The sequence below is a fragment of the Streptomyces sp. NPDC031111 genome (genome assembly GCF_055570675.1).
Genome location: NZ_JBVIGS010000017.1, coordinates 139,512 through 166,078, shown reverse-complemented (window position 1 = coordinate 166,078; position 26,567 = coordinate 139,512). Strand labels below are relative to the sequence as shown.

The following is a 26,567-nucleotide window of genomic DNA, read 5'->3' as shown; positions in this document are numbered from 1 at the left end:
CCGCGTGACGCACCGCGGCGGGAGCCTCGGCGGGCTCGGTCACCGTGTCAGCCACCGGCCTGGTCCAGCGCCGACTGGAGTGACTGTTTGTACCCCGCGCTCGTGTACGTGGCCCCCGACACCGCGTCGATCTCCGCGGTGCCGGCCGCCACGGCCGCCTGGTTGAGCTTCGGCACGGCGTTGGAGGTGATCCGGTCGCTCTGCCCGCCCTTGGGCGCCTGCACGGCCTCCGCCTTGGTGATCTTCCCGCCGCTGACGGTGATACGGACCTGCACCGGCCCGTACTGGGTCTGCGCCACGCCCCCGGTGACGGTCCGCGCCTCGGCGTTCCCGGCGTTCCCGCCGCCCCCCGAACCGGAGGACTCCGGGGACCCGGCCGCCCGCGCCTTGTCCAGCGCCGACTGGAGCGACTTCTTGTACCCGGCACTGGTGTACGTGGCCCCCGACACCGCGTCGATCTCCGCGCCCTGCGCCGCGACGGCCGCCTGGTTGAGCCTGGGCACGGCGTTGGAGGTGATCTGGTCGCTCTGCCCGCCCTCGGGCGCCTGCACGGCCTCCGCCTTGGTGATCTTCCCGCCGCTCACGGTCAGCCGGACCTGCACCGCGCCGTACTGGGTCCGCGCCGCGTCACCGGTGACGGTGCCGTTCCCGATGGGCCGGGCGCCGCCCTGCGGGGACTGGGCCGCCGCGGGCGGGGCCGCGCCACCGGCCGCGGCGGCCGAGCCGGGATCGGACGCGGGTTTGAGCGACAGCAGCAGCACGATGCCGGACACGGTGGCGGCGGTCGCGAGCACGGCACGCCGGACGGGGTGACTCTTCCTCATCGTTTCTCAGGCTCCTGATGGGTGTGGATGACCCGTCGCTCACATCTCGAACGACTCGTGATGGATACGGCGCGCGGGGACCCCGGCGTCGCGCAGTGCGTCGTACACCGACTGCGCGAACCCGGGCGGCCCGCACATGAACACGTCGTGGCGGTCGATGTCGGGGATCTTCCGCCGCAGGCTGTCGGCCGAGATGTCGGGACGCTCACCGTCGGGGCTGTTGACCGCGTACATCAGCCGGGCACCGCGCTCGTCGGCGATCTTCGCCAGCTCGCCCCACAGCGCCAGGTCCTGTGTGCTGTTCGCCCGGTACAGCAGCGTGATGTCACCGGAGGCGCCGGGCAGGGTCTCGAACAGCGCCCGCATCGGGGTGATCCCCACCCCGCCCGCCACCAGCAGCACCTTGCCGCGGCTGCGGCGCTGCGCGGTCAGCGCCCCGTACGGGCCCTCCGCCCACACCTTCGTCCCGGGCTCCAGTTCGCGCAGCCGCGAGGTGTGGTCGCCGATCGCCTTGACGGTGATCCGCAGCATGTCCGGCCGGGGCGCCGCCGACAGCGAGTACGGATGGGAGCTGAACCGCATGCCCGGCGCCTTGAACCGCCAGCGGAAGAACTGCCCGGCCTCCGCGCCCATCCGGTGCAGTTTGCGCCCGCCGATCAGCACGGACACGATGCCCGGCGTCTCCTCGATGACCGCCTCGACCCGCATCCGGTGCCGCATGTTCAGCCGCACCGGAGTGATGACCCGGTACCACAGGACCAGCGCCGTCACCGCGCCGTAGAGCCCGTACCAGAAGGTCTTCGCGGTCGGTTCGACGGCGAACTCGTTGCCGGTGGTGATCTGGTGCCAGAACGTCAGGAACACCGCCGCGTACGTCAGCAGATGCACGTGGTACCAGCCGTCGTAGGGCAGCCGGCGCCGGATCGGGCCGATGGAGATGAAGGCGATCACGAACAGCAGACCGGTGCCGATGGCGGCCTTGCCCATGTCCGGCAGGGTGTTGATGGAGGTGATCGTCTGCTGCACGATGTCGCCGAGGCTCTTGCCGGCCTGCCGGGCGTAGCCCCACATGATCAGGAAGACATGGGCGGCGACCAGGCTGACGGTGTAGCGGCCGCTCATCGCGTGCCAGCGGGCGACCCGGTCCGAACCGACCCGGCGTTCCAGCGCGGGCACCCGCGCCATCTGAAGCACCACCAGGGCCATCAGATAGCCGGCGAGCAGGCCGGTGATCCGGCCCGCGGCGACGATCTTCCCGGTGGTGTCCGCGATGGACGGTGTGTTGGTCCACCACAACCAGAGCACGGCCACCGCGCCCGCGCCCACGGCGAGCAGCAACGGCACGGCGGGGGAGCGGCGCGGACGGATGCGGCGCATCGTCTGGCGGCGGGCGGCACGGCCGCCGGCGAGCGTGGTGGTCACGGTTCCTCCGTGGGGACTCGGCCCTTGACCCACAGATACGCGCCGTCACGCCGGAGTGTTCAGAGGAATCCCGGTTCAGTACCGGGTGATCGCGGTGCGCCCGCCCGTCGTCCCGATCGCGATGTGTGGTTCCTTCGCGGCATCCGCCCAGCGCAGGATCCGCCGCATCGCGTCCTTCGGCACGGAAACGCATCCGGCCGTCGCCCCACGCCCGTTGACGTGCAGGAAGATTCCGGCGCCCCGGCCGCGCCGCGGCCGGTGGTAGTTGAAGTCGACGACGAGGGCGTGGGCGTACTGCGCGCGGAAGCCGATCAGGTGCTCGGCCTCGGCGGCCCGGCAGTCGGCCGCCCGGGGCTCGGTCCAGCGGTTGTAGGAGCGCGAGTCGTTGTCCTGGCACCACCAGGAGTTCTGCCGCACCGGGCGGTACCTGTACGCCGTCCCGCGCGGCGCCGCCTCGATGCCGAAGGCGTACGGCATCCCGTACAGGCCCGTCGGGGTCGTGTTCGTGCCCTGCCGTCGGGTGGTGCCCTCGGCCAGTCCCTTCGCCCCGAAGCGGGCCGGCGCGGAGCCGGCCGCCACCCAGCGGCCGTTCCGCAGGTCCCACCAGGTGACCGTCCCGGTCGTCGAGCCGGTGCCCGCCGCCACCGCGGTGATCAGCTGGGTGCCGCCCCCGGTGTCCGCCATCCGGTCCGGCAGCGGCGCGGACGGCCGTCCCGCGCCGAGCAGGAGCAGGGACAAGGAGACGAGGACGGCGGCGGGGGCGGCACCTGGGCGCATGGCTCAGACCGTAGACGGGGGCAGCGGCAACGGCAGCCCGGGGAGTCCGTCCAGGCTGGTCGCGATGTGCTCCTTCTTGGTGAAGTACGCGTCGAGCGAGGCGTCGTCCTCCCGCGCGAACCGCTTCTCGTGCAGGTCGCGTTCCGACTCGTACGCCATGAAGGGCACCGCGTACCCGCAGGTGTCCCGGATGAGCTCGGCCGTCACGACGATGACGGCGCGCAGGCCGTGGTGGGAGGGGTCGATGTCCGGGAAACGGGTGAGCAGGTCGGGGAAGCGGGGGTCGTCGCGGAACACGGGCTCGCCGCGGCCGTGCACGCGCACGATGTTCGGCGGGCCCTGGAACGCGCACCACATCAGGGTGATCCGGCCGTTCTCCCGCAGATGGGCGATGGTCTCGGCGTTGGAGCCGGCGAAGTCGAGGTAGGCCACGGTGAGCTCGTCGAGGACGGCGAAGGACCCCTTCAGCCCTTTGGGCGAGAGGTTGACCGTGCCGTCGGCGGACAGCGGGGCGGTGGCGGTGAAGAAGACGGGCTGTTCCTCGATGAAGGTGCGGAGGCGGCCGTCTATGCGCTCATGCGTTTTTCCCATGTCCACCGATTATGGGACCAGGTCGTTCGTTTGTCTAAACAATAGACCGGAGCCGGGGAAGCCGTGGCCGCCCCGGCCGGCGCTTCCACGGGGCGGCCACGGCGCCTGTCACCTCACGTGGTGAGCGTGCAGGCGGCCAGGGCGTCCGGGCCGGTCCGGCGCGGCGCCCGTGTCCGGCGAGAAGTACGCGAAGACGGCTTCCGATGTTCACCCCGGCCCCGGTTTGACGGGCGGATTGACGATTCATGCGGACTCCTGCATACTCATGCATGTCAGCGAATGCACTGTGAGGAGAAACCCGTGACCGAGCGCGTCGTACTCGCCTACTCAGGCGGTCTGGACACCTCCGTCGCCATCGGCTGGATCGCCGAGGAGACGGGCGCCGAGGTCATCGCCGTTGCGGTCGACGTCGGCCAGGGCGGCGAGGACCTGGACGTCATCCGCAAGCGCGCCATCGCCTGCGGTGCCGTCGAGGCCGAGGTCGCGGACGCCAAGGACGAGTTCGCCGAGGAGTACTGCCTCCCGGCGATCAAGGCCAACGCCCTCTACATGGACCGCTACCCGCTGGTCTCCGCCCTCTCCCGGCCGACGATCGTCAAGCACCTCGTCGCCGCCGCGCAGAAGCACGGCGCCACCACCGTCGCCCACGGCTGCACCGGCAAGGGCAACGACCAGGTCCGCTTCGAGGCCGGCATCGTCGCCCTCGCCCCCGACCTGAAGTGCATCGCCCCGGTCCGCGACTACGCCATGACCCGCGACAAGGCCATCGCCTTCTGCGAGGCCAAGGGCCTGCCGATCGCGACCACCAAGAAGTCCCCGTACTCCATCGACCAGAACGTCTTCGGCCGCGCCGTCGAGACGGGCTTCCTCGAGGACATCTGGAACGCCCCGATCGAGGACGTCTACGAGTACACCCAGAACCCCGCCGTGGCGCGTGAGCCCGACGAGGTCGTCATCACCTTCAAGCAGGGTGTGCCGGTGGCCATCGACGGCAAGCCCGTCACCGTCCTCCAGGCGATCCAGCAGCTCAACGAGCGCGCCGGCGCCCAGGGCATCGGCCGGATCGACATGGTCGAGGACCGCCTCGTCGGCATCAAGTCCCGCGAGGTGTACGAGGCGCCCGGCGCCATCGCCCTGATCACCGCCCACCAGGAGCTGGAGAACGTCACCGTCGAGCGCGAGCTCGCCCGCTACAAGCGGCAGGTCGAGCAGCGCTGGGGCGAGCTCGTCTACGACGGCCAGTGGTTCTCCCCGCTCAAGCGCGCCCTGGACGGCTTCATCGCCGAGGCCAACGAGCACGTCAACGGCGACATCCGGATGACCCTGCACGGGGGGCGCGCCGTCGTCACCGGGCGGCGTTCGGAGTCGTCGCTGTACGACTTCAACCTGGCGACGTACGACACGGGCGACACGTTCGACCAGGCCGCGGCCAAGGGGTTCATCGACATCTACAGTCTGTCGGCGAAGATCGCCGCGAAGCGGGATCTGGCCTGACCGGTTCGGTTGCTGTGGTAGGGGAGCTGCGGGCCCGTTGTGGCTGGGTGCGCAGTTCCCCGCGCCCCTTTGGGGCGCTTTTCATCACCATTCTTGAGGAGTGCAGGTAGTGAGCAGCAACAGCGGTGACGTACGGCTCTGGGGCGGCCGTTTCGCCGACGGTCCCGCCGAGGCCCTGGCGAAGCTGTCCGCGTCCGTCCACTTCGACTGGCGGCTCGCGCCCTACGACATCGCCGGCTCGCGTGCCCACGCGCGCGTGCTGCACGGGGCGGGACTGCTCACCGAGGACGAGCTGACCCGGATGATCGCCGGTCTCGACCGGCTCGAAGCGGACGTCGCCGACGGCTCCTTCACCGGCACCATCGCCGACGAGGACGTGCACACCGCCCTGGAGCGCGGCCTGCTGGAGCGCCTCGGCCCCGACCTCGGCGGCAAGCTGCGGGCCGGCCGGTCCCGCAACGACCAGGTGGCGACCCTGTTCCGGATGTACCTGCGGGACCACGCCCGCATCGTCGGCGGCCTGATCGCCGACCTCCAGGACGCGCTCGTCGGCCTCGCCGAGGCCCACCCGGACGTCGCCATGCCCGGCCGCACCCACCTCCAGCACGCCCAGCCGGTGCTCTTCGCCCACCACGTCCTCGCCCATGTCCAGGCGCTGTCCCGGGACGCCGAGCGGCTGCGCCAGTGGGACGAGCGCACGGCGGTGTCCCCGTACGGCTCGGGCGCGCTCGCCGGTTCCTCCCTCGGCCTGGACCCGGAGGCGGTCGCCGCGGACCTCGGCTTCGAGCACGGCAGCGCGGCCAACTCCATCGACGGCACCGCCTCCCGGGACTTCGTCGCCGAGTTCGCCTTCATCACCGCGATGATCGGCGTGAACGTCTCCCGGATCGCCGAGGAGGTCATCATCTGGAACACGAAGGAGTTCTCCTTCGTGACCCTGCACGACGCCTTCTCCACCGGCTCGTCGATCATGCCGCAGAAGAAGAACCCGGACATCGCCGAGCTGGCGCGCGGCAAGTCCGGCCGTCTGATCGGCAACCTGACCGGCCTGATGGCGACGCTCAAGGCGCTGCCCCTCGCGTACAACCGCGACCTCCAGGAGGACAAGGAGCCGGTCTTCGACTCCATCGACCAGCTGGAGATCCTGCTCCCGGCCTTCACGGGCATGATGGCCACCCTCACCGTGCACCGCGAGCGCATGGAGGAACTGGCCCCGGCCGGCTTCTCCCTCGCCACCGACATCGCCGAGTGGCTGGTCAAGCAGGGCGTCCCGTTCCGCGTCGCCCACGAGGTGGCCGGCGAGTGCGTCAAGGCCGCCGAGGCCGAGGGCAAGGAACTGGACGAACTGACCGACGAACAGTTCGCGAAGATCTCCACCCACCTCACCCCCGAGGTCCGTACGGTCCTCAACGTCCCCGGCGCCCTCGCCTCCCGCAACGGCAGGGGCGGCACGGCCCCGAGCGCGGTGGCGATCCAACTGGCCGAGGTGAAGGCGAACCTGGCAGCCCAGCACGAGTGGGCGACGGCAAAGAAGCAGTAGGGCAACGACCTCAGGGGCGCGGGGAACTGCGCGACAAGCCACGACGGTGCCGCACTCGCCAGACCACCGCACGCCCCGAGTTCTTGGGCGAAGTCAAAGTCATCGCGGGTTACGTTGGTCGGGAACCGTACCGGACCCGACCGAACGGAGCCCGCGATGCCCTTCGCCCGACTGGCAACAGCGACAACCCCCACCTGCCACATCGGCCTCGGCCTCGCCGCGATCGGCCGCCCCGGCTACATCAACCTCGGCCGGAACGAAGACCTCGGAGAGAACCGCAGCGTGGACACGCTGCGCACCCGTACGCACGAACTCCTCGACGCCGCCTACGCCCAGGGCGTGCGCTACTTCGACGCCGCCCGCTCCTACGGCCGCTCCGAGGAGTTCCTCGCCGACTGGCTGAAGAGCCGCACCGACGTCGACGACGTCGTCATCGGCAGCAAATGGGGCTACACCTACACCGCCGACTGGTCCACCGACGCCGAGCGGCACGAGGTCAAGGACCACTCCCTCGCGGCCTACGAGCGTCAGCGCGCCGAGACCGACGCGCTGCTCGGGGACCGGCTCGACCTCTACCAGATCCACTCGGTGACCCCGGAGAGCCCCGCCCTCACCGACAAGGAACTGCACGCCCGGCTCGCTGAGGCGGCCGCTCAGGGACTCACGGTCGGCTTCTCCACCAGCGGCCCGGCGCAGGCCGAGGCCATCCGCGCCGCCCTGGCCGTCACGGTCGACGGCGAGCCCCTCTTCCGTACCGTCCAGTCCACCTACAACGCCCTGGAGACCTCGGCCGCGCCCGCGCTCGCCGAGGCCCATGACGCCGGGCTCACCGTGATCGTCAAGGAGGCCATGGCCAACGGCCGGCTCGCCGCGCCCAACGCCCCGGAGGCGCTGCGGGCCGTCGCCGACGAGACCGGTCTGAACTGCGACGCCGTCGCCCTCGCGGTGGTCCTTCGTGAGCCCTGGGCGGGCGTGGTCCTCTCCGGTGCGGCGACCACCTCCCAGCTCGCCTCCAACCTGCACGCCGCCGTGGTCGACCTCACCGACGACCAGCTGTCCCGCCTCGCCGACCTGGTCGAGGAGCCGGGAGCCTACTGGGAGCGGCGCGGACAGCTGCCCTGGCACTGAGCGAGCGACCACACCTTCACACCTCGACAGTCATGAGACGCGTACGCCTTGCATGAGACATGAATGTCTCATATGGGGTACGGTTGTCTCATGGCTGTCGATCGTGACCACGTGCTGCGCAGTGCCGCCGCCCTGCTGACCCGTAAATCCACCGCGACCATGGACGAGGTCGCCCGGGCCGCCGGGATCAGCCGTGCCACCCTGCACCGGCAGTTCGCCGGGCGGGACGCGCTGGTCCGGGCGCTGGAGGCGCTCGGGATCGCGGAGTGCGAGGCCGCCCTGGAGGCGGCCCGGCCCGACGAGGGGCCCGCCACCGACGCAGTACGCCGTCTGGTCGCCGAGGTGGAACCCCACGCCGGCCTGCTCGCCTTCCTCTACAGCGAGAACCAGCTGTTCGAGGGCGAGGAACAGAACGAGGGCTGGGCAAGGATCGACGAGCGCATCGCCGAGCTGTTCCGGCGCGGCCAGGCGAGCGGCGAGTTCCGCATCGACCTCACCCCGGCCTGGCTCACCGAGGCCCTCTACGGGCTGCTCGCCTCCGCCGCCTGGGCGGTGGCCGAGGGGCGCGTCGCTCCCAAGGACTTCACCCACATGATCGTCGAGCTGCTGCTCGGCGGCGCACGACGCCAGGACGATCCGGCGCGAAGGAAGGAATCATGACCAGCGCCCTGCGGCCCGACACCACCACCGAGGAGATACGCCGTCCGGGCCGGTGGCTCGCGCTCTCCGTCCTGGTGCTCGCCGTACTGCTGGTGGCCGTCGACGCGACCGTCCTCGGCCTGGCCACCCCCTACATCAGCGAGGACCTCGCACCCACCGGCACCCAGCTGCTGTGGATCGGCGACGTCTACTCGTTCGTCATCGCCGGTCTGCTCGTCTCCATGGGCAGCCTCGGCGACCGCGTCGGCCGCAAGCGGATCCTGCTCTGGGGCGCCGTCGCGTTCGGCGCGATATCCGTGCTCAACGCCTACGCGCACACGCCCGAGGTGATGATTCTCGCCCGGGCCCTGCTCGGTGTCGCCGGCGCCACCCTGATGCCCGCCACCCTCGCCCTGATCCGCAACCTCTTCCACGACCCGCGTGAACGCAGCCTCGCCATCGGCATCTGGGGCGCCACCGCCTCCGCCGGCACCGCCGTCGGGCCGATCCTCGGCGGCTTCCTCCTCGAACACTTCTGGTGGGGCTCGGTCTTCCTGATCAACCTGCCGGTGATGGCCGTCCTGGTGGTCGTCGGCATCAGGCTCCTCCCCGAGTCCCGCACCCCGAACCCCGGACCGTGGGACATGACCAGCGTGGTGCTGTCCCTGGTCGGCATGATCGGCGTCGTCTACGCGGTGAAGGAGGCCGCGAGCCACGGCCTCGGCTGGTCCGTCCCGGCCGCCGGACTGCTGGGCGCCGCCGCCCTGTACGGATTCGTACGCCGTCAGCTCACGCTGCCCGTCCCGCTGCTGGACATGCGGCTGTTCCGGCACCGCGGGTTCAGCGGAGCGGTGCTCGCCGATCTGCTGACCATCCTCGGCCTGTCCGGCCTCGTGTTCTTCCTCTCGCAGTATCTGCAACTCGTCCAGGGCAGGCGCCCGTTCGAGGCGGGACTGGCCGAACTCCCCGCCGCGATCGGCGCGGTGGCGGCCGGACTGGTCGCGGGCCGGGCCGCCCGGCGGTTCTCGGTGCGCTCGGTCGTCGCCGGGGGACTGGCGGCCATCGGCCTGGCGCTGGCCGCGCTCACGGTGATCGGCCAGTCCACCGGCTACCCCCTGCTCGGGGCGGCCCTGCTGGTGGTCGGTCTCGGCGCCGGCTTCTCCTTCACGGTGACCGCCGACGTGATCCTCTCCAGCGTGCCCAAGGACCAGGCCGGCGCCGCCTCCGCCGTCTCCGAGACGGCCTACGAACTCGGCGCCGCGCTCGGCATCGCCGCGCTCGGCTCCATCGTCACCGGTGTCTACCGGGACTTCACCGGCCCCGCCGGCACACCGGCCGCCGCGCACGAATCGCTGGGCGGGGCCGTGGAGGCGGCCGCGCACCTGCCCGCCCGCACCGCCGAGGCGATGCTCGAGGCGGCCCGCCAGTCCTTCGTCGACGGCCTGACGCTGGCGGCGGGCGTGGGTGCGGCCGTCCTGCTCCTGGCGGCACCGGCCGCCTGGGTGCTGCTGCGCGGCCAGCGACTGGACGACACCGCCTGAGGCGTCGCGGAGCCGTAACGGCCCCGGCTCCGCGACGCCTTTAAGCCCGTTTTCGCCCCCGCCTGATGGTCTTGGCTCCGTATCCGACGTCGTTCCCGACGGCCGAAGGAGCCACCGACCATGACACGTCGTACGAAGAAGGCGATCCTCACCGTCTCCGTCCTGGCCGCAGCGGGCCTCACGGGCGGCGGGGTCGCGCTCGCCGCCGACGGCGACGACACCTCGCGCGAGCGGATCAGGTTCGTCGTCGAGGAACGCGACGCCTCCGGCGCCGCGGACCACGAGGACTGCCCGTGGAAGGACCCGGGCGGCACCGCCCCGGGCCCGGACGACCCCGCCTCGGCGCTGTGACCGCCGTGTCCCCGCACCCCGAGGAACCCCTCGGTCCCCCCGACGACAAGACGCTCGAGGAGGCCCTCTTCGAGGTCAAACGGGTCATCGTCGGCCAGGACCGCATGGTGGAACGGATGTTCACCGCGATCCTGGCCCGCGGCCACTGCCTCCTCGAAGGCGTACCGGGCGTCGCCAAGACCCTCGCGGCGAAGACGCTGGCCCATGTCGTCGGCGGACGGTTCGCCCGCCTCCAGTTCACGCCCGACCTCGTCCCCTCCGACATCACCGGCACCCGGATCTACCGGCCCTCACGGGAGACGTTCGGCATCGAACCCGGCCCGGTGATGGCCAACATCGTCCTCGCCGACGAGATCAACCGCGCCCCCGCCAAGGTGCAGTCGGCGCTGCTGGAGGTGATGGGCGAGCGCCAGGTCTCCATCGGCGGCACCACCCTCCCCGTCCCGGAGCCCTTCCTCGTCCTCGCCACCCAGAACCCGATCGAGTCCGAGGGCGTCTACCACCTGCCCGAGGCCCAGCGCGACCGCTTCCTGCTCAAGGTCGAGGTCGCCGCGCCGAGCGAGACGGAGGAACTCGCCATCCTCTACCGGATGAGCGTCGACCCGCCCCGCCCGCGCCGCGTCCTCACCCCCGACCGGCTGGCCGCGCTCCAGCGCACCGCCGACGAGGTGTTCGTGCACCACGCCGTCGCCGAGTACGCCGTACGGCTGGTCTGCCTCACCCGTGAACTCGCCGGGCCGGACAGCCGGCTGGCGCACGGCGCCGGCCCGCGCGCGACCCTCGGCCTGATCGCCGCCGCCCGCGCGCTGGCACTGCTGCGCGGACGCGGACACGTCCTGCCGGAGGACGTCGGCGACCTGGCGCACGAGGTGATCGCCCACCGCCTGGTCCTGTCCTTCGACGCGCTCGCCGACGGGGTGGGCGCCGCCGAGATCGTGGACGAGGTGGTGGCCGCGGTGGAACAGCCCCGGATCAGCCCCCGCCAGACCGGCCGGGAGGCCGCGGCATGACTCCCGCACTCGGCGAACTCACCCCCGAACAGGCGCTCCGGCACCTGGAGCTCCTGTTCACCCGACACCCCGACGGCATGCTCCAGGGCGACCACCCCGCGCTGGTGCCCGGCCCCGGCGACGAACTGGCCGAGACCCGGCCCTACGTCGTCGGCGACGACGTCCGCCGGATGGACTGGAACGCCACCGCCCGCACCACCGTCCCGCACGTCCGCCTCACCCTCGCCGACCGCGAACTCACCACCTGGATCGTCCTCGACGCCTCCGCCAGCATGGACTTCGGCACCGCGCGCATGGAGAAACGCGATCTGGCGGTGGGCGCGGCGGCGGCCGTCGCCTTCCTCACCGAACGGGCCGGCAACCGGCTCGGCGCCCAGCTCACCGGCCCCGACGGCATCCGCCGCATCCCGCCCCGCACCGGCCGCCGACACCTCCTCGCCATCCTGCGCGCCGCCCTCGAACGGCCGCGCGTGGCCCCCGGCCCGCCGACCCAGGGCCTCGCCGAGACCCTGCACGCACTGCGCGCCCTGCCCGCGAGCGGGATGGTCGCCGTCATCTCCGACTTCCTTGAGACCGGCTGGGAACGGCCGCTGCGCACGGTGGCCCGCCGCCAGCAGGTCCTCGCCGTGGAGACCGTCGACCCACGCGAACTGGAACTGCCCGACGTCGGCATCCTCACGGTCGTCGACCCCGAAACCGGACGCCGGCGCGAGATCGCCACCCACGCACGCGCCCTGCGCGAACGCTACGCGAGCGCCGCGCTGGAACAGCGGGCCCTGATCCAGCGGTCCATCCGCCGCTCCGGCGCCGCCCACCTGCGGCTGCGCACGGACCGGGACTGGGTGCGCGACGTCGTCCGGTACGTGGAGACGCAGCGGCGCCGGGGAGGCGGTGCCGCATGAGCCGCACGTCCGCCACGAGGGAGGGATGATGGGCCTGCGTTCGCCCGGCTGGCTGCTGCTCCTGCTGCCGCTCGCCGCACTGATCGCCGCGTATCTGCTGGTGCAGCGCCGACGCGCCCGCTACGCCGTCCGCTTCACCAACCTCGAACTGCTCGACCGGGTGGCGCCCCGGGGGCCCGGCTGGCGCCGGCACGTGCCCGCCGCGGCCTTCTGCGCGATGCTCGCGCTGCTGGTGGTCGGATTCGCCCGGCCCACCGCGGACGTCCGGGTACCGCGGGAACGGGCCACCGTCGTGGTCGCCTTCGACACCTCGGGGTCCATGGAGGCGACCGATGTGGAGCCGAGCCGGTTCGTCGCCGCCCAGCGGGCCGCCCGCACCTTCATCGACCGGCTGCCCGAGCGCTTCAACACCGGGCTGGTCACCTTCAGCGGCTCCGCGACGGTGGCGGTGCCCCCGACCACCGACCGGGCGGCGCTGCACACGGCACTCGGACGGCTGACCCCCGGCCAGGGCACGGCCATCGGTGAGGCGGTCGTCGCGGCACGCGACGCGATCCGCGCGCTCGACGAGCGGGCCGGGACCGAACCACCGCCCGCGCACATCGTGCTGCTGTCCGACGGCTCCAACACCGTGGGCCGCTCGGTGGAGGCGGCGGCCGAGGAGGCCGCGGACGACCGGATCCCGGTCTCGACCATCGCGTACGGCACCGAGGACGGCGTACTGGAGTTCCCCGACGGCCGTGTCCTGCGGGTCCCCGTCGACGGGCCCGCCCTGGAGGACCTCGCCTCCCGCACCGGCGGTGACCACCACGAGGCCGCCACGGGCGAGGAACTCCAGGACGTCTACGAGGACATCGGCAGCTCCGTCGGCCACCGCACCGAGGAACGCGAGATCTGGCAGTGGTTCGTGGCGGCCGGCCTCCTCACGGCCCTGCTGGCGGCGGCCACGTCCCTGCTGTGGTTCTCCCGCATCCCCTGACGAAGGAGACACCCGCCATGCCCGACCCCCGCCGACCCGGCCCACCGCCCCCGCCCGGCCCCACGGCCCCGCCGCGCCCACCGTCCCCCGCACCCCCCTCCCCGCCCGCCGCCGGTCCCACGGAAGCGGCGCCCGGGAGTCCGGCGCCCGCGCCCGAACCCGCCGGTCCGCTCGGCATCGGTGAGCCCCGGGGGCCGTCCTTCGTGTCCGGGCGTCCGCCCCGGGTCCCTGCCGCCGGGGACCCTGCGCCCGCCCCGGAGCCGTCGGCGTCCGCGCACGCCCCGGCACCCGACACCGTCCCCCCGGGGAAGCCGCCCCACGCTCCCCGGGGCGGCTCCCGCCCCCTGGTCGCGGCGATCGTCGCCGCCGTGCTCGCCGGCGGGGCCGCCGGATACGGCGCCGGGCTGATCGGGGACGAGGACACCGCACCGGCCGCCTCCGCCGAGCGCGCCCCCGGTGACCTCCGGGCCGTCGCCGCCCGCGTGCTGCCCAGCGTGGTCGCCGTGCGGACGGACGGCGGACAGGGGTCCGGGTTCGTGTTCGACGAGCGGGGCCGCATCCTCACCAACGCCCATGTCGTCGCGGGCAGTTCACGCGTCACCGTCGAACTGGAGGACGGGCGCCGGCTCTCCGCCGAGGTGGTCGGCGACGACCCCGCCCACGACGTCGCCGTACTGGAGCCCGAGACGGCCCGCGGACTCACCCCCCTCCGGCTCGCCACCGGGGTCCGCCCGGCCGTCGGCGACCCCGTCCTCGCCATCGGCTCCCCGCTCGGCCTCACCGGCACCGTCACGTCCGGCATCGTCAGCGCCCTCGACCGCTCCGTCAGCCTCGGTGAGGCGAACGGCGCCGGCGGACAGCGGCGCGCCCTCCAGACCGACGCGTCGATCAACCCGGGCAACTCCGGCGGCCCCCTGGTGGACGGCGAGGGCAGGGTCGTCGGCATCAATACGGCCATCGCGACGTTGGACCGGGACAGGGGCGGTTCCATCGGCATCGGCTTCGCGATCCCCGTGGGCGACGCCGTCGCCTCCGCCCGCACGATCATCGACGGTGGTTAGGGGGACGCATGAGACTGCTCGTCGTCGAGGACGAGGAGGACCTCGTCGTCGCGCTCCGGGTGGGCCTGGTCCGGGCCGGACACGCCGTCGACGTCGCCCCGGACGTCGACACGGCCACCGAGAAGCTCGCCGTCAACGACTACGACCTCGTCCTGCTCGACCTCAACCTGCCCGACGGCGACGGGTTCACGGTCTGCCGCGCCATCCGGGCCACCCCCGGCGGCCCCCGCATCCTCATGCTGACCGCCCGCGACCGCCTCGCCGACCGGGTCCGCGGCCTCGACGAGGGCGCCGACGACTACCTGGTCAAACCCTTCGCCCTACCCGAACTCCTCGCCCGCATCCGGGCCCTGCTGCGCCGCGAGGAGGGCGGCACCTCCGTCGTCGAGGTCGGCGAACTCCGCCTGGACACCGCCCGCTTCGAGGCCCGCCGCGGCGACCGCACCCTCCAGCTGACTCCCAAGGAGTTCGCCGTCCTGCACTACCTGATGACCCGCCCCGGACGCGTCGTCCCGGCCGAGGAACTGCTCGAACACGTCTGGGACGAGCACGCCGACCCGTTCACCAACACCGTGCGCGTCACGGTCGGCTCCCTGCGCCGCAAGATCACCGGCGACGAGGAGCCGCTCATCGAGACGGTGATACGGCAGGGCTACCGCCTGAAGGAGACGCCATGAAGCGCACCCCCTTCCCGCGGCGCCCGCGTCTGCCCGCCTTCACCCACACCATCCGCTTCCGCCTCACCGTCCTGTACTCCGGCCTCCTCTTCGTCCTCACCGCCGCCGTCCTCGGCGCCACCTACGTCGCCGTCGAACGCAGCGGCGAGGCCAAGCCCGTCACCAAGGGGTTCACCGCCTCGAAGTACGTCAACGACGTCTACGTCGGCGAGGTGGAGGCCGTGAAGGTGCAGGAGGTCGAGGCGGCCGTGAACTACGAGACGCTCGCCAACCTGCGCAACTTCTCGTTCGTGGTGCTCGGCGCCCTCGCCGTCGCCGGACCCGCGATCGGCTGGGTCCTGGCCGGCCGCGCCCTGCGCCCCGTCCGCTCCATCTCCCGTACCGCCGCCGAGATCCAGGCCACCGACCTCTCCCAGCGCATCCGGCTCACCGGCCCCAAGGACGAACTGCGCGACCTCGCCGACACCGTCGACTCCATGCTCGACCGGCTCGACGAGGCCTTCCGCGCCCAGCGGCAGCTCATCGACGACGCCTCCCACGAACTGCGCAGCCCGCTCGCCATCATCCGCGCCAACCTGGACGCCGTCCTCACCGCCGAGGACTCCGACGAGGCCGAGCGGCGCGCCGCCGCCCGCGGTGTGGACCGGGCCACCACCCGGATGACCCGGCTGGTCGAGGACCTGCTCGCCACCGCCCGCCGCAGTGCCCCCGCGCTCGCCGACGCCGACGTGGACCTCGCGGCGGCGGCCGGCGAGGCCTGCGAGGAGTTCGCCCCGCTCGCCGCCGAACGCGCCCTCGTCCTGCACCGCCGGCTCACCTCCGGCCTGACCGTCATCGGCGACCACGACGCCATCCGCCGTGCCGTCGGCAACCTGCTCTCCAACGCCGTACGCCTCGCCCCCGCCGGAACGCCGATCACCGTCGCCGCGGGCCGGGACGGGCCCTGGCTGTGGACGGCCGTACGCGACGAGGGACCCGGGATCCTGGACGACGACCAGGCCCGGGTCTTCGACCGGTTCTGGCGCGCCCGGCACGACGGTGCCGCCCCCGGCGGCGGACCCGACCGGCACGCCGGGCTCGGCCTCGCCATCGTCCGGCAGATCGTGGAGTCCCACGGCGGGCAGGTCCGGCTGTTCTCCCGGGTCGGCCGGGGATCCACCTTCGTCCTGTGGTTCCCGGCCCCCGGCGACGGACACACCAACGGCGGGCCGCCCGAGGAGCAGCCCGCCGTCTAGAGCACGTGGAGGTCGTCTACGCGGCCTTGGCCTTGCTGGCGTACATGTCGACGTACTCCTGGCCGGACAGCCGCATCACCTCGGTCATCACCGAGTCGGTGACCGCGCGCAGCACATAGCGGTCGCGGTCCATGCCCTCGTAGCGGGAGAACTCCATCGCCTCGCCGAAGCGGACGGTGACCTTGCCCGGCCGGGGCAGACCCGCGCCGCCCGGCTGGAGCTTGTCCGTGCCGATCATGGCGAACGGCACGACCGGCGCGCCGGTCATCAGGGTGAGCCGGGCGATGCCGGTACGGCCCCGGTACAGTCGGCCGTCGGGGGAGCGGGTGCCCTCCGGGTAGATGCCGAAGATCCTGCCCTCCTCCAGCACCCGGCGCCCCGTCATCAGCGCCGCCACACCGCCCCGGCCGCCGTCGCGGTCCACCGGGATCATGCCGACGCCGGTGAAGAACCACGCCATCAGCCTGCCCTTGAGGCCCTTGCCGGTGACGTACTCGTCCTTGCCGATGAAGAAGACCTGACGGTCGCAGACGAGCGGCAGGATCATCGAGTCGATGAACGTCAGATGGTTGCCGGCCAGGATGACCGGACCGTCGCCCGGGATGTGCTCCGCGCCCTCCACCCGTGGGCGGAACATCAGGCGCATGATCGGGCCGAGCACTGCCTTGATGAGCGCGAAGCGGGACAACGGGCCCTCCGGTAGGGGAAGCGGACGTCGATGCATGCCGTATGAGTCTGTGCAGGTGAGGACATTACTCGCGATCCCGGGGGTTGCGCACATCGGGCTCATGGGGTTCACCGAGGTCTTACGCACAATTGACACGCCCGTACCCGTGGCGGCCCGCCCGGGCCCGCACACCCGCCGGGTGCCCCGAACCGGCCGGACCCATCCGACGGACCCTCATGTCCCCCGCGGAATACGCCAGACGTACGACGCGGCACCGACCGCCGTACGCCACTCAACATCACCCGTGTGTTCGGCCCGGGGTCTCCCGCCCGTCACACGGCCCCACCTACGATCGGCGCGCACCGAACGAGCCGGACACCAGGAGGGCGCTCATGGAACAGCGGGAGTCGAACGGACAGACGGGCGGAACCGGACGGCGGGCCCTCCTCGGCGCGGCGGTGCTCGGCGCGGGCGGAACGGTCCTGGGGCTGGGCGGCACGGCGAGAGCCGCCGACACGCGCAACGGCGGCGGCCGGGGGCTGAAGGGCCTGCCCGTTCCCACGATCGTCGGCCACCGCGGGGCGAGCGGCTACCGGCCCGAACACACCCTCGGCGCCTACCAGCTCGCCCTCGACATGGGCGCGGACATCGTCGAGGCCGGCGACCTGGTGCCCACCAGGGACGGTCACATCGTCTGCCGGCACGAGCCGGAGATCGGCGGCACCACGGACGTCGCCGACCACCCCGAGTTCGCCGGCCGCCGGACCACCAAGACGCTGGACGGCGTCCCCGTCACCGGCTGGTTCACCGAGGACTTCACCCTCGCCGAGCTGAAGCGGCTCCGCGCGGTGGAGCGCATCCCGGCCAACCGGCCGCACAACACCCTCTACAACGGCCGCTGGGAGATCCCCACCTTCGAGGAGGTACTGCGCTGGCAGGACGAGCAGACCCGCAAGCGCGGCAAGCAGGTCTGGATCTACCCCGAGACCAAGCACCCCACCTACTTCCGCGACCTCGGCCTCGGCCTGGAGGAGCGGGTGGCGAAGCTGCTGCGGAAGCACGGAAAGGACCGCCGGAACTCGCCGGTCATCCTCCAGTCGTTCGAACCGACCAGCATCCAGCGGTTCAGCAGGCTCGTGGACAACCCGCTGGTGGTCCTGCTGTCCGGCGCGAACAGCCGCCCCTGGGACTTCGTCGAGTCCGGCGACCCGCGCACCGTCGCCGACCTCATCACCCCCAAGGGCCTGAAGGAGATCGCCTCCTACGCCCAGGGCATCGGCCCCACCCTCGACCTGGTCATCCCGCGCGACGCGAGCGGCCGGCTCGCCGAACCCACGACCCTGGTGCGGGACGCCCACCGCGCGGGCCTGATCCTGCACCCCTACACCCTGCGCAACGAGAACCCCTTCCTGCCCGCCGAGTTCCGCAAGGGCACCGACCCCGACGCCTACGGCGACGTCTTCGGCGCCTACCGGGCGTACTTCGCCACCGGCATCGACGGCGTCTTCACCGACCACCCGGACACGGGACTGCTGGCCCGTGAGGACTTCGTCAACGGCTGACCCGCTCCGCCCCGGCAGGGGTGAACTTCGGGCCGCCCCGGGCAACCCCGCCCGGGGCGGCCGAGTCGTTGCGCGTATGACACACGAGCCGGTCACGGCGTACGAGCTGGTCGTCTCCCTCCGTCCGCTGCTCAGCGCGGAGGCCTCCGCCGAGGCGCTCGGCTCCGGGACCGAACCGGGCGATCTGGAACAGGCGGTATGGCTCCGCCTCCTGGAGCGCCTCGACGCCGCCGGCCCGCCGTCCGACATCCCGGACTGGCTCCGCAGGGCCGTCCGTACCGAGGCCCGCCGCACCCGCCGTACCGCCCGCCGGGAAACGGCGTTGACCGGCGACCCCGCCGACGCCGGCCGGTACGACCCCGAACGTCTCGCGCTCGCCGCCGTCCACCGCCGCGCGCTGCGGGACGCGGTGCGACGGCTGCCCGGCCGCTGCCCCCGGCTGATCGAGGCGCTGCTGTCCCCGCGCGATCCGACATACCGGGAAATCGCGGGGGAGTTGGGTATCTCACAGGGCAGTCTCGGCCCGGAACGTTCCAGATGCCTGGGATGTCTGCGGCGTTTGCTCACACCGGAGGTTGCGGCGCGCTGAGGACGGGGATAGGAGTGAGGGACGACAGGTGATCAGGTGAGCGGGAGGCATGCGCACATGGGCATGAGCGTGACCATCTCTGCGGCGGCCGAGCAGGACGCGGAGCAGATCTTCAGGTTGCAGTACCTGTGCTTCCAGAGCGAGGCGGCGCTCTACGGCAACTACCGCATCGACCCCCTGGTCCAGAGCCTCGACTCGGTGCGCGAGGAGGTCGCCGGCGACTGCGTCTTCGTCGCCCGCCTCGGCGACGAGATCGTCGGCTCGGTGCACGGCCGGATCACCGAGGACGGCGCCGCCGCGATCGGCAAGCTCTGCGTCCACCCCCGCCTCCAGGGGCACGGCATCGGGGCCCGTCTTCTCCAGGCGGCGGAGTCCGCACTCGCCGGAGAGCGGGGCGCCAGGACGTTCCGGCTGCACGCCGGGCACCGCAGCGAGAGCAATCTGCGGCTGTACAGCAAGGTCGGCTACCAGCGCGTGGGCACGTCCCAGGGAGCCGACGGCGTACCGATGATCGTCCTGGAGAAGCAGGCCCAGGCGTACGCGACGACCGCCTGAATCAGGACGCGGACCGGGCCGGCCGCGCCTTGCGCAGCCAGTACACGGCGGTGAGGGGCAGCAGCACCGGGATGAAGAGGTACCCCATCCCGTAGTCCGACCACACGGTCGCGTCGGGGAACGCGGACGGATCCACGAGCGTCCAGGTGCCGATGGTCAGTACGCCCACGAGCTCGGCGGCGCAGCACACCAGCGCCGCCCTGCGGGCCGTCTCCCCGCCGCGCACCAGGGTGTAGGTGATGAAGCCGTAGACCACCCCGGCCACCGCCGACAGCGAGTAGGCGAGCGGCGCCCGGTCGAACTCGGTGGCGATCTGGTACGCCGAGCGCGACACCGCGCCGACGACCATCACCCCGTACAGCCACACCAGCAGCAGTCCGGGCCCGCCGATCAGCCGCGCCCCGGCCGGCTTCTCCTGCGTCGCGGCCATGTCAGCCTCCCCAGATGTCATAGAGGCGCACCTGGAGCACGGCCAGGACGACCCCGCTCGCGGCGACGGTCAGCGATCCCCAGCGGGTGCGCTCGCCCAGCGACAGGAAGCCGGCCGCGGGAACGCACGCGAACGAGCCGAGCAGATACGCCACGAAGATCGTCGTGCCCTGCTCCGGCTTCTCGCCCCGGGCCAGCTGCACGATCCCGACGATCAGCTGCGCCAGCGCCAGCAGCGTGACCACGGCCATCCCGATGAAGTGCCAGTCCTTCGTCGGCTGGTCACGGTAGGCGGCCCAGCCGCACCAGGCGCCGAGCATCAACGCGGCGACACCCGTCACCACCGTCAGGACATCAAGCATGCCTGTGACCCTATTACGGCGGAAAACCGTCACCGCCTCCGGCCCCGGGAGCGTCCCGGCAGGGTGCGGCGGCACCGTAGGGTCGATGGCATGACCATTCATGCGCGTGCCCTGCTGTTCGACAACGACGGGACCCTCGTGTCCTCCCTCGACTCCGTGAACCGCTGCTGGACGCGGTGGGCCGACGAGTACGGGATCACGGCCGAGGAGTTCGGGAGGGTCGAACTGCACGGGCGGACGGCCGCCGCGGTCGCCGCCGACCTGCTGCCCGCCCACGTCGTGCCGGAGGCCGTCGCGCGCATCGAGGACCTGGAGGTGGAGGACGTGCCGGGCGGCGGCGTGCGCCTGCTGCCCGGGACCAAGGACTTCCTCGCCGCACTGCCCGCCGAGCGCTGGGCCGTGGTGACCTCCGCCACCCGGCGCCTGGCCGAGGCCCGCCTCGACGCCGTCGGCATCCTGCCCAAGACCCTCGTCGCCGCCGACGACGTCACCCGCGGCAAGCCCGACCCCGAGCCCTACCTCCTCGCCGCCCGCACCCTGGGCGTCGACCCCGCGCACTGCGTCGTCTTCGAGGACGCCCCCGCCGGACTCCAGGCCGGCCGCGCCGCCGGTATGACCACCGTGGCCTTGGCCACAACCCACCGGGCCGACGAACTGAGCGCCGACCTGGTCGTCGAGGACCTCTCGGCCCTGTCCGTACTGGTCACGGACGGGGGAGTGGAGATCTCCGTACGCCCCTGACGTGCGCGCACCGCTGTCCACGGCTGTCCACCATGCGGACAGCCGTGTCCGGTCAGGAGCAAACGTCTGCTTTACTGATCGCATGACCACGACGAGCGACCGCATCCCTGCGACCGAGGCGACCATGACGCCCGGTGCTCGTTGTATGTGTCAGCGCCGAATGCGCGGCTTCTAGAGGGCCCCTGCACCACTGAGCCTCGCGCCCCGAAGCGAGAGCCCGCTCACGTCCGCCCGCATGCGTGACTGAGCCACGCCCCCGCGCGCACGTTTCTCCACGGACTCCTTCGCCACGCCCCGCCGAGATCCGTGCCGCCCTGCCGCTTTCCACCTGAAATGCCTCGTGCCCGGCGCCCACGACGTGCCGCGCACTCGACAGTGACGGAAACCCACGTGATCACCACCTCGGGCCTTACGAAGGTCTACCGCTCACGCGGCCGCGAGGTCACCGCCCTGGACGGCGTCGACCTGCACGTCCGCGAGGGTGAGGTCTACGGCGTCATCGGCCAGTCCGGCGCCGGCAAGTCCTCCCTCATCCGCTGCGTCAACCTGCTGGAACGCCCCACCTCGGGCACCGTGACCGTGGCCGGACAGGATCTCACCGCCCTCGCCGGGCGCGGCCCCCGCGCCGGCCGGGAACTGCGGCAGGCGCGCAGCCGCATCGGCATGGTCTTCCAGCACTTCAACCTGCTCTCCTCGCGCACCGTGCAGGACAACGTCGAACTGCCGCTGGAGATCCTCGGGAAGTCGGGGAAGGAACGTTCCCGCAAGGCTCTGGAACTGCTCGACCTGGTGGGCCTCGCCGACAAGGCCAAGGCCTACCCGGCCCAGCTCTCCGGCGGCCAGAAGCAGCGCGTCGGCATCGCCCGCGCCCTGGCGGGCGACCCCAAGGTGCTGCTCTCCGACGAGGCCACCAGCGCCCTCGACCCGGAGACCACCCGCTCGATCCTCCAGCTGCTGCGCGACCTCAACCGGCAGCTCGGACTCACCGTCCTGCTCATCACCCACGAGATGGACGTCGTGAAGTCGATCTGCGACTCGGCCGCCCTCATGGAGAACGGACGCATCGTCGAGTCCGGCACGGTCAGCGAACTCCTCGCCACCCCCGGCTCCGAACTGGCCTCCGCGCTGTTCCCGGTCGGCGGCGAGGCCTCCGCCGACGACCGCACCGTCCTCGACGTCACCTTCCACGGCGAGAGCACGACCCAGCCCGTCGTCTCCCAGCTCTCGCGCACCTACAACATCGACATATCGATCCTCGGTGCCGCCATCGACACCGTCGGCGGCCTCCAGGTCGGCCGGATGCGCATCGAACTGCCGGGCCGCTACGAGGACAACGTCGTACCGATCGGCTTCCTGCGCGAACAGGGCCTCCAGATCGACGTCGTGAACGGCGAGGAGCCCGCACTGGTGAAGGAGACGGCCAAGTGACCTGGTCCCAGATGCAGCCGCTGCTCGAACAGGCGTGTACCGAAACGCTGGTCATGGTCGGCTGGTCCACCCTGATCGCCGTCCTCGGCGGCCTCCCGCTCGGCATCCTGCTCGTCCTCACCGACAAGGGCGGACTGCTTCAGAACACCCTGGTGAACAAGGTCATCGGGCAGATCGTGAACATCGGCCGCTCGCTGCCGTTCATCATCCTCATGGTCGCCCTGATGAACTTCACCCGCTGGGTCACCGGCACCACCATCGGCAGCGAGGCCGCGATCGTGCCGCTCGCCATCGGCGGCATCCCCTTCTTCGCCCGCCTCGTCGAGACGGCCGTGCGCGAGGTGGACCACGGACTCGTCGAGGCCGTGCAGGCCATGGGCGGAAACACGTGGACGATCGTCCGCAAGGTCCTCGTCCCCGAGGCCCTGCCCTCGCTGATCGCCAGCACCACCACCACGATCATCGCCCTGATCGGCTACTCGGCCATGGCCGGCACCGTCGGCGGCGGCGGACTCGGCGACCTCGCCGTCCGCTACGGCTACCAGCGCTTCGAGACCGGTCTGATGTGGATCACCGTCGCGATCCTCGCCGTGGTCATCTCGCTCATCCAGTTCGCCGGCGACTACGCGGCCCGCGCCCTGCACCGTCGCGGCGGCCGCTCCGGCCCCTCGCCCAGGCTCCGGCTCCTCAGGGCCAAGGAGCCCGCCGCGGCCGACATCAGCAAGGTCGCGTAACCCCCTCAAGGACTCCCCGTACCACCCACACGGGGTCGCATCACCCAAGGAAAGGCACTTTTCGTGCGTAACACCGCCAAGATCACCACCGCTGTCCTCGCCACCGGAGCCCTCACCCTCGGGCTCACCGCCTGCGGCTCGGACCAGGACGCCGCCACCGACACCTCCGGCCCGCTCGTCGTCGCCGCGAGCCCCGTGCCGCACGCCGAGATCCTGAACTTCGTCAAGGACAACCTCGCCGAGAAGGCCGGCCTTGACCTCGAGGTCAAGGAGTTCACCGACTACGTCACCCCGAACACCGCCACGGAGGACGGCTCGGTCGGCGCCAACTACTTCCAGACCCAGCCGTACCTCGACGACTTCAACAAGAAGAACGGCACCCACGTCGTCTCCGTCGTCGACGTGCACCTGGAGCCGCTCGGCCTCTACTCCCACAAGGTGAAGAAGGCCGACGAGCTGAAGAGCGGCGCGACGATCGCCCTCCCGAACGACACCGTCAACGAGGGCCGCGCGCTCCAGCTGCTCGCCGCCAACGGACTCCTCACCCTCAAGGACGGCGTCGGCACCGCGGCGACCCCCGCCGACATCACCGAGAACCCGAAGAACCTCGAGTTCAAGGAGCTGGAGGCGGCCCAGACCCCGCGCTCCCTGGACGACGTCGACGCCGCGGTGGTCAACGGCAACTACGCCATCGAGGCCGACCTCAAGCCCGCCGAGGACGCCCTCGTCCTGGAGTCCGCCAAGGGCAACCCCAACAGCAACCTCCTCGCCGTCAAGGAGGGCAACGAGGACGACCCGCGGGTGAAGAAGCTCGCGAAGCTCCTCACCTCCCCCGAGGTGAAGAAGTTCATCGAGGACAAGTACGCCGGTTCCGTCCTCGCCTCCTTCTGATCCGGCCCGCCGGACACTCACGGGGTCCACTCCGATACAAGGGGTGGACCCCGTGGTGCGGTTCCGTGCCTTCATGCTGCATGCTGGGCAGTTCAGCAGCACCCGACGGTCTCTCAGGTTACGGAGCGGCGCATGACGAGCACCTTCCCCAACATCTCCATCAGCACGGAGCGGTTGGTGCTGCGTCCCCTCGACACGGACGACGTTCCCGCTCTCGCCGAGATGATGAACGACGAGCAGGTCGCCGCCTGGACCGACGTCCCTCGGCCCTTCACCCAGCAGGCCGCCCGCACCTGGATCACCGAGCACGCCCCCGCCGAACGCGCGGCCGGCAACGGGCTCGACCTCGCCGTCACCGAGTTCCTCACCCAGCGACTGGTCGGCGTCATCCAGCTCACCAAGACCAACTGGCACGTGCGGTCCACCGAGATGTCGTACATCGTCGCCCCCTGGGCGCGGGGCGAGGGGTACGCCTCCGAGGCCGCGCTCGCCACCGCCCAGTGGCTCTTCGGCGACCAGAAGTTCGAGCGCGTCGAACTGCGCACCGCCGCCGACAACACCGCCTCCCAGCAGGTCGCGCAGAAGATCGGCTGCATCAGCGAGGGCGTGCTGCGCAACGCCTGCATAGCCCACGTCCGCACCGACGACGGCGGCTGGAGCGATGTACGCACCGACTTCATCGTATGGAGCCTGCTGCCCGAGGACATCGAGGGTGCGGACGGGCCACTGGCCGACGCCGGCGGTTTCACGCCGTACACCGACTGGAACTGACCCCGGACAGGAGCCGGGCACCGGCCGCGCGGTCCGTGGTCGCACCAGGTAGTCTCACGGAGCCCGCCCCGTGGCGGGGACAGCCGACGACGACCTGCGCAAACCCCAGGAGACTGACGACGATGGCCGACCGGGTCACGGTGATCGGCTGGGACGGTTCGCCGCTGACCGACGCGGCCCGCTCCGCGCTGGGCGCCGCCACGCTGGTGGCGGGCGCCGCCCACCACCTGGCACTTCCCGAGGTGCCCGCCGGCGCCGAACGCATCCGGCTCGGGTCCGTCGCCCTCGCCGCCCGCCGTATCGCCGCCCACCGCGGCACCGCGGTCGTCCTCGCCGACGGCGACCCCGGCTTCTTCGGCGTCGTACGCACCCTGCGGGCGCCCGAGTTCGGCCTCGAGGTCGAGGTCGTCCCCGGCGTCTCCTCCGTCGCCGCCGCCTTCGCCCGCGCCGGAATGCCCTGGGACGACGCCCAGGTGGTCGTCGCACACCCCCGCACCCTGCGACGCGCGGTGAATGTGTGCCGAGCCCATACCAAGGTGGCGGTTCTCACCTCGCCCGGCGCCGGCCCCGCCGAACTCGGCCTGCTCATGGAGGGCGTCCACCGCACCTTCGTCATCTGCGAGGAACTCGGCACCGAACGCGAGCAGGTCAGCGTCGTCACCTCCGACAAGGCCGCCGACCACACCTGGCGCGACCCCAACGTCGTCATCGTCGTCGGCGGCCGGGCCGCCGGTGAGTCCGGAGGCTGGCTCGCCGGGCGCGACCCCGCCGGCGGGCCGCGCGGCTGGTCGCTGCCCGCCGAGGAGTACGGCGGCCAACTCGGCGAGGGCGAGCGGGAACCGCTGCGCACCTCCCAACTCGCCCGCCTCGGACCGAGGATCGGCGACCTCGTCTGGGACATCGGCTGCGGCAGCGGAGCCTTCGCCACCGAGGCCGCCCGCGCGGGCGCCGCCGTCATCGCCGTGGACAGCGACCCGGACGCCTGCGCCCGCACGGAGTCCACCGCCCGTCGGTACGGCCTCCAGCTCCAGATCGTGCACGGCACCGCCCCGCACGTCCTGGAGGACCTCCCGGAACCGGATGTCGTCCGGGTCGGCGGCGGGGGAGCGGCCGTCGTCTCCGCGGTCGCCGACCGCCGTCCGCAGCGCATCGTCACACACGCCGCCACCCGCGACACGGCCGAACTCATCGGCCGCGACCTCGCGGAACACGGCTACCGGGTGGAGTGCGCCCTGCTCCAGTCCGTCGAACTCGACACCAGGGCCTGGACGGAGAAGGAACGGAGCGTCGCGTTCCTGCTCAGCGGGGTACTGCCCCCACGCGAGAACTGATCCGATTGCCGTCCCCGTGATCGGATTGTCCCACCGCGCGAGGTAGGCTGGCCGATCGTTGTACCGCACTCGGACGCCCGGCGCTTCGTCGTTCAATGTCCGGAAAACGCACCCGTTTTGGGGTGGGTCGTGGTACGGCAGGAACCGGAGGACGCGCAACGTGGCGCAGTCCACAGCGGAACCGTCGCCGATCAAGCTGACGCGACGGCCGTACGGCCGCGACAATGCCAGTGAATGGCTTTGTCGCCTTTTTCGGACGGGCCGTTCGTGCCGCTGGGGACGCACGCTCGTTCTTCAGTGTGGGGCGGTCGGTGCGCCGTTCCGGGTGAGCTGGTC

28 protein-coding genes are annotated in these 26,567 nt (G+C 71.9%); 21 read left to right on the top strand and 7 right to left on the bottom strand.

Annotated features, from left to right (window positions below):
* Positions 1–47: 47 nt before the first annotated feature.
* From ACZ470_RS30265 to ACZ470_RS30250, 4 genes are all read right to left on the bottom strand, one after another.
* Positions 48–824 (bottom strand): FMN-binding protein, encoded by a 777-nt coding sequence (locus ACZ470_RS30265; protein WP_468432313.1) that lies wholly within the window; start codon positions 822–824, stop codon positions 48–50.
* A gap of 39 nt (positions 825–863) precedes the next feature.
* Complete coding sequence (locus ACZ470_RS30260; RefSeq protein ID WP_468432311.1) at positions 864–2,246, bottom strand: ferredoxin reductase family protein; 1,383 nt, start codon at positions 2,244–2,246, stop codon at positions 864–866.
* Between the two features lie 75 nt (positions 2,247–2,321).
* Entirely contained in the window at positions 2,322–3,023 is a 702-nt protein-coding gene (locus ACZ470_RS30255) for a L,D-transpeptidase family protein (protein WP_468432310.1), read from the bottom strand.
* A 3-nt stretch (positions 3,024–3,026) separates the two neighbouring features.
* Positions 3,027–3,614, bottom strand: a complete 588-nt coding sequence (locus tag ACZ470_RS30250) for a pyridoxamine 5'-phosphate oxidase family protein (protein ID WP_468432308.1) — start codon at positions 3,612–3,614, stop codon at positions 3,027–3,029.
* 300 nt (positions 3,615–3,914) lie between these two features.
* Between ACZ470_RS30250 and ACZ470_RS30245 the strand changes: the two genes are divergently transcribed.
* The 12 genes from ACZ470_RS30245 to ACZ470_RS30190 all read left to right on the top strand — a co-directional run bounded on the left by ACZ470_RS30245 (position 3,915) and on the right by ACZ470_RS30190 (position 16,171).
* Entirely contained in the window at positions 3,915–5,108 is a 1,194-nt protein-coding gene (locus ACZ470_RS30245; protein ID WP_468432306.1) for an argininosuccinate synthase, read from the top strand.
* A gap of 109 nt (positions 5,109–5,217) precedes the next feature.
* Positions 5,218–6,648 (top strand): argininosuccinate lyase, encoded by a 1,431-nt coding sequence (gene argH, locus ACZ470_RS30240; RefSeq protein WP_468432305.1) that lies wholly within the window; start codon positions 5,218–5,220, stop codon positions 6,646–6,648.
* A gap of 156 nt (positions 6,649–6,804) precedes the next feature.
* Positions 6,805–7,776, top strand: coding sequence for an aldo/keto reductase (locus ACZ470_RS30235; protein WP_468432303.1), 972 nt, complete (start codon positions 6,805–6,807; stop codon positions 7,774–7,776).
* 90 nt (positions 7,777–7,866) lie between these two features.
* Complete coding sequence (locus tag ACZ470_RS30230) at positions 7,867–8,436, top strand: TetR/AcrR family transcriptional regulator (RefSeq protein ID WP_468432302.1); 570 nt, start codon at positions 7,867–7,869, stop codon at positions 8,434–8,436.
* Positions 8,433–9,956 (top strand): MFS transporter, encoded by a 1,524-nt coding sequence (locus tag ACZ470_RS30225; protein WP_468432300.1) that lies wholly within the window; start codon positions 8,433–8,435, stop codon positions 9,954–9,956. Before ACZ470_RS30230 ends, ACZ470_RS30225 begins: the two co-directional genes overlap by 4 nt.
* 120 nt (positions 9,957–10,076) lie before the next feature.
* Complete coding sequence (locus ACZ470_RS30220; protein WP_468432299.1) at positions 10,077–10,307, top strand: hypothetical protein; 231 nt, start codon at positions 10,077–10,079, stop codon at positions 10,305–10,307.
* Positions 10,304–11,317, top strand: a complete 1,014-nt coding sequence (locus tag ACZ470_RS30215) for an AAA family ATPase (RefSeq protein WP_468432298.1) — start codon at positions 10,304–10,306, stop codon at positions 11,315–11,317. The genes ACZ470_RS30220 and ACZ470_RS30215 overlap by 4 nt, the downstream gene beginning before the upstream one ends.
* A complete protein-coding gene (locus tag ACZ470_RS30210) occupies positions 11,314–12,219 on the top strand; it encodes a DUF58 domain-containing protein (RefSeq protein ID WP_468432296.1) in 906 nt (301 codons plus the stop codon). The genes ACZ470_RS30215 and ACZ470_RS30210 overlap by 4 nt, the downstream gene beginning before the upstream one ends.
* 25 nt (positions 12,220–12,244) lie before the next feature.
* Positions 12,245–13,198, top strand: a complete 954-nt coding sequence (locus ACZ470_RS30205; RefSeq protein WP_468432294.1) for a VWA domain-containing protein — start codon at positions 12,245–12,247, stop codon at positions 13,196–13,198.
* A 203-nt stretch (positions 13,199–13,401) separates the two neighbouring features.
* Positions 13,402–14,259 (top strand): S1C family serine protease, encoded by an 858-nt coding sequence (locus ACZ470_RS30200; RefSeq protein WP_468432292.1) that lies wholly within the window; start codon positions 13,402–13,404, stop codon positions 14,257–14,259.
* Positions 14,260–14,267: 8 nt separating this feature from the next.
* On the top strand, positions 14,268–14,936 hold the full coding sequence (locus ACZ470_RS30195; protein ID WP_468432291.1) for a response regulator transcription factor: 669 nt from the start codon (positions 14,268–14,270) through the stop codon (positions 14,934–14,936).
* The gene (locus ACZ470_RS30190; RefSeq protein WP_468432289.1) at positions 14,933–16,171 is read left to right on the top strand and encodes a sensor histidine kinase; all 1,239 of its coding nucleotides are present in this window, start codon (positions 14,933–14,935) and stop codon (positions 16,169–16,171) included. The genes ACZ470_RS30195 and ACZ470_RS30190 overlap by 4 nt, the downstream gene beginning before the upstream one ends.
* Before the next feature lie 16 nt (positions 16,172–16,187).
* Here ACZ470_RS30190 and ACZ470_RS30185 read toward each other — a convergent pair whose 3' ends face one another.
* The gene (locus tag ACZ470_RS30185) at positions 16,188–16,859 is read right to left on the bottom strand and encodes a lysophospholipid acyltransferase family protein (RefSeq protein WP_468432380.1); all 672 of its coding nucleotides are present in this window, start codon (positions 16,857–16,859) and stop codon (positions 16,188–16,190) included.
* 371 nt (positions 16,860–17,230) lie between these two features.
* Here ACZ470_RS30185 and ACZ470_RS30180 point away from each other — a divergent pair, with 371 nt between their 5' ends.
* From ACZ470_RS30180 to ACZ470_RS30170, 3 genes are all read left to right on the top strand, one after another.
* Positions 17,231–18,400 (top strand): glycerophosphodiester phosphodiesterase, encoded by a 1,170-nt coding sequence (locus ACZ470_RS30180; RefSeq protein ID WP_468432287.1) that lies wholly within the window; start codon positions 17,231–17,233, stop codon positions 18,398–18,400.
* Positions 18,401–18,476: 76 nt separating this feature from the next.
* Complete coding sequence (locus ACZ470_RS30175; RefSeq protein WP_468432286.1) at positions 18,477–18,989, top strand: sigma-70 family RNA polymerase sigma factor; 513 nt, start codon at positions 18,477–18,479, stop codon at positions 18,987–18,989.
* A 57-nt stretch (positions 18,990–19,046) separates the two neighbouring features.
* Positions 19,047–19,544 carry a GNAT family N-acetyltransferase gene (locus ACZ470_RS30170; protein ID WP_468432378.1) on the top strand — a complete coding sequence of 166 codons (498 nt, stop codon included), beginning with the start codon at positions 19,047–19,049 and terminating at the stop codon, positions 19,542–19,544.
* Between the two features lies 1 nt (position 19,545).
* Here the strand turns inward: ACZ470_RS30170 and ACZ470_RS30165 are convergent, their stop codons facing one another.
* Positions 19,546–19,974, bottom strand: a complete 429-nt coding sequence (locus tag ACZ470_RS30165; RefSeq protein WP_468432285.1) for a hypothetical protein — start codon at positions 19,972–19,974, stop codon at positions 19,546–19,548.
* Position 19,975: 1 nt separating this feature from the next.
* Positions 19,976–20,335, bottom strand: a complete 360-nt coding sequence (locus tag ACZ470_RS30160) for a hypothetical protein (protein WP_468432283.1) — start codon at positions 20,333–20,335, stop codon at positions 19,976–19,978.
* 90 nt (positions 20,336–20,425) lie between these two features.
* On the opposite strand from ACZ470_RS30160, the gene ACZ470_RS30155 reads away from it, so the two are divergent.
* From ACZ470_RS30155 to cbiE, 6 genes are all read left to right on the top strand, one after another.
* Positions 20,426–21,076 (top strand): HAD family hydrolase, encoded by a 651-nt coding sequence (locus ACZ470_RS30155; protein WP_468432282.1) that lies wholly within the window; start codon positions 20,426–20,428, stop codon positions 21,074–21,076.
* A gap of 390 nt (positions 21,077–21,466) precedes the next feature.
* On the top strand, positions 21,467–22,504 hold the full coding sequence (locus ACZ470_RS30150) for a methionine ABC transporter ATP-binding protein (RefSeq protein WP_468432281.1): 1,038 nt from the start codon (positions 21,467–21,469) through the stop codon (positions 22,502–22,504).
* A complete protein-coding gene (locus ACZ470_RS30145) occupies positions 22,501–23,238 on the top strand; it encodes a methionine ABC transporter permease (RefSeq protein WP_468432279.1) in 738 nt (245 codons plus the stop codon). Before ACZ470_RS30150 ends, ACZ470_RS30145 begins: the two co-directional genes overlap by 4 nt.
* A 63-nt stretch (positions 23,239–23,301) precedes the next feature.
* The gene (locus ACZ470_RS30140; RefSeq protein WP_468432277.1) at positions 23,302–24,129 is read left to right on the top strand and encodes a MetQ/NlpA family ABC transporter substrate-binding protein; all 828 of its coding nucleotides are present in this window, start codon (positions 23,302–23,304) and stop codon (positions 24,127–24,129) included.
* A 132-nt stretch (positions 24,130–24,261) separates the two neighbouring features.
* A complete protein-coding gene (locus ACZ470_RS30135; protein WP_468432275.1) occupies positions 24,262–24,900 on the top strand; it encodes a GNAT family N-acetyltransferase in 639 nt (212 codons plus the stop codon).
* Positions 24,901–25,022: 122 nt separating this feature from the next.
* Positions 25,023–26,231, top strand: a complete 1,209-nt coding sequence (cbiE, locus tag ACZ470_RS30130; RefSeq protein WP_468432273.1) for a precorrin-6y C5,15-methyltransferase (decarboxylating) subunit CbiE — start codon at positions 25,023–25,025, stop codon at positions 26,229–26,231.
* Positions 26,232–26,567: the final 336 nt, after the last annotated feature.

Bases quoted from the DNA above. Each gene is read 5' to 3' on its own strand.
- ACZ470_RS30265 (WP_468432313.1), bottom strand. From the start codon at position 824: ATGAGGAAGAGTCACCCCGTCCGGCGTGCCGTGCTCGCGACCGCCGCC.
- ACZ470_RS30255 (WP_468432310.1), bottom strand. From the start codon at position 3,023: ATGCGCCCAGGTGCCGCCCCCGCCGCCGTCCTCGTCTCCTTGTCCCTG.
- ACZ470_RS30250 (WP_468432308.1), bottom strand. From the start codon at position 3,614: ATGGGAAAAACGCATGAGCGCATAGACGGCCGCCTCCGCACCTTCATC.
- ACZ470_RS30235 (WP_468432303.1), top strand. From the start codon at position 6,805: ATGCCCTTCGCCCGACTGGCAACAGCGACAACCCCCACCTGCCACATC.
- ACZ470_RS30230 (WP_468432302.1), top strand. From the start codon at position 7,867: ATGGCTGTCGATCGTGACCACGTGCTGCGCAGTGCCGCCGCCCTGCTG.
- ACZ470_RS30225 (WP_468432300.1), top strand. From the start codon at position 8,433: ATGACCAGCGCCCTGCGGCCCGACACCACCACCGAGGAGATACGCCGT.
- ACZ470_RS30220 (WP_468432299.1), top strand. From the start codon at position 10,077: ATGACACGTCGTACGAAGAAGGCGATCCTCACCGTCTCCGTCCTGGCC.
- ACZ470_RS30210 (WP_468432296.1), top strand. From the start codon at position 11,314: ATGACTCCCGCACTCGGCGAACTCACCCCCGAACAGGCGCTCCGGCAC.
- ACZ470_RS30205 (WP_468432294.1), top strand. From the start codon at position 12,245: ATGATGGGCCTGCGTTCGCCCGGCTGGCTGCTGCTCCTGCTGCCGCTC.
- ACZ470_RS30195 (WP_468432291.1), top strand. From the start codon at position 14,268: ATGAGACTGCTCGTCGTCGAGGACGAGGAGGACCTCGTCGTCGCGCTC.
- ACZ470_RS30190 (WP_468432289.1), top strand. From the start codon at position 14,933: ATGAAGCGCACCCCCTTCCCGCGGCGCCCGCGTCTGCCCGCCTTCACC.
- ACZ470_RS30180 (WP_468432287.1), top strand. From the start codon at position 17,231: ATGGAACAGCGGGAGTCGAACGGACAGACGGGCGGAACCGGACGGCGG.
- ACZ470_RS30175 (WP_468432286.1), top strand. From the start codon at position 18,477: ATGACACACGAGCCGGTCACGGCGTACGAGCTGGTCGTCTCCCTCCGT.
- ACZ470_RS30170 (WP_468432378.1), top strand. From the start codon at position 19,047: ATGGGCATGAGCGTGACCATCTCTGCGGCGGCCGAGCAGGACGCGGAG.
- ACZ470_RS30165 (WP_468432285.1), bottom strand. From the start codon at position 19,974: ATGGCCGCGACGCAGGAGAAGCCGGCCGGGGCGCGGCTGATCGGCGGG.
- ACZ470_RS30160 (WP_468432283.1), bottom strand. From the start codon at position 20,335: ATGCTTGATGTCCTGACGGTGGTGACGGGTGTCGCCGCGTTGATGCTC.
- ACZ470_RS30155 (WP_468432282.1), top strand. From the start codon at position 20,426: ATGACCATTCATGCGCGTGCCCTGCTGTTCGACAACGACGGGACCCTC.
- ACZ470_RS30135 (WP_468432275.1), top strand. From the start codon at position 24,262: ATGACGAGCACCTTCCCCAACATCTCCATCAGCACGGAGCGGTTGGTG.
- cbiE (WP_468432273.1), top strand. From the start codon at position 25,023: ATGGCCGACCGGGTCACGGTGATCGGCTGGGACGGTTCGCCGCTGACC.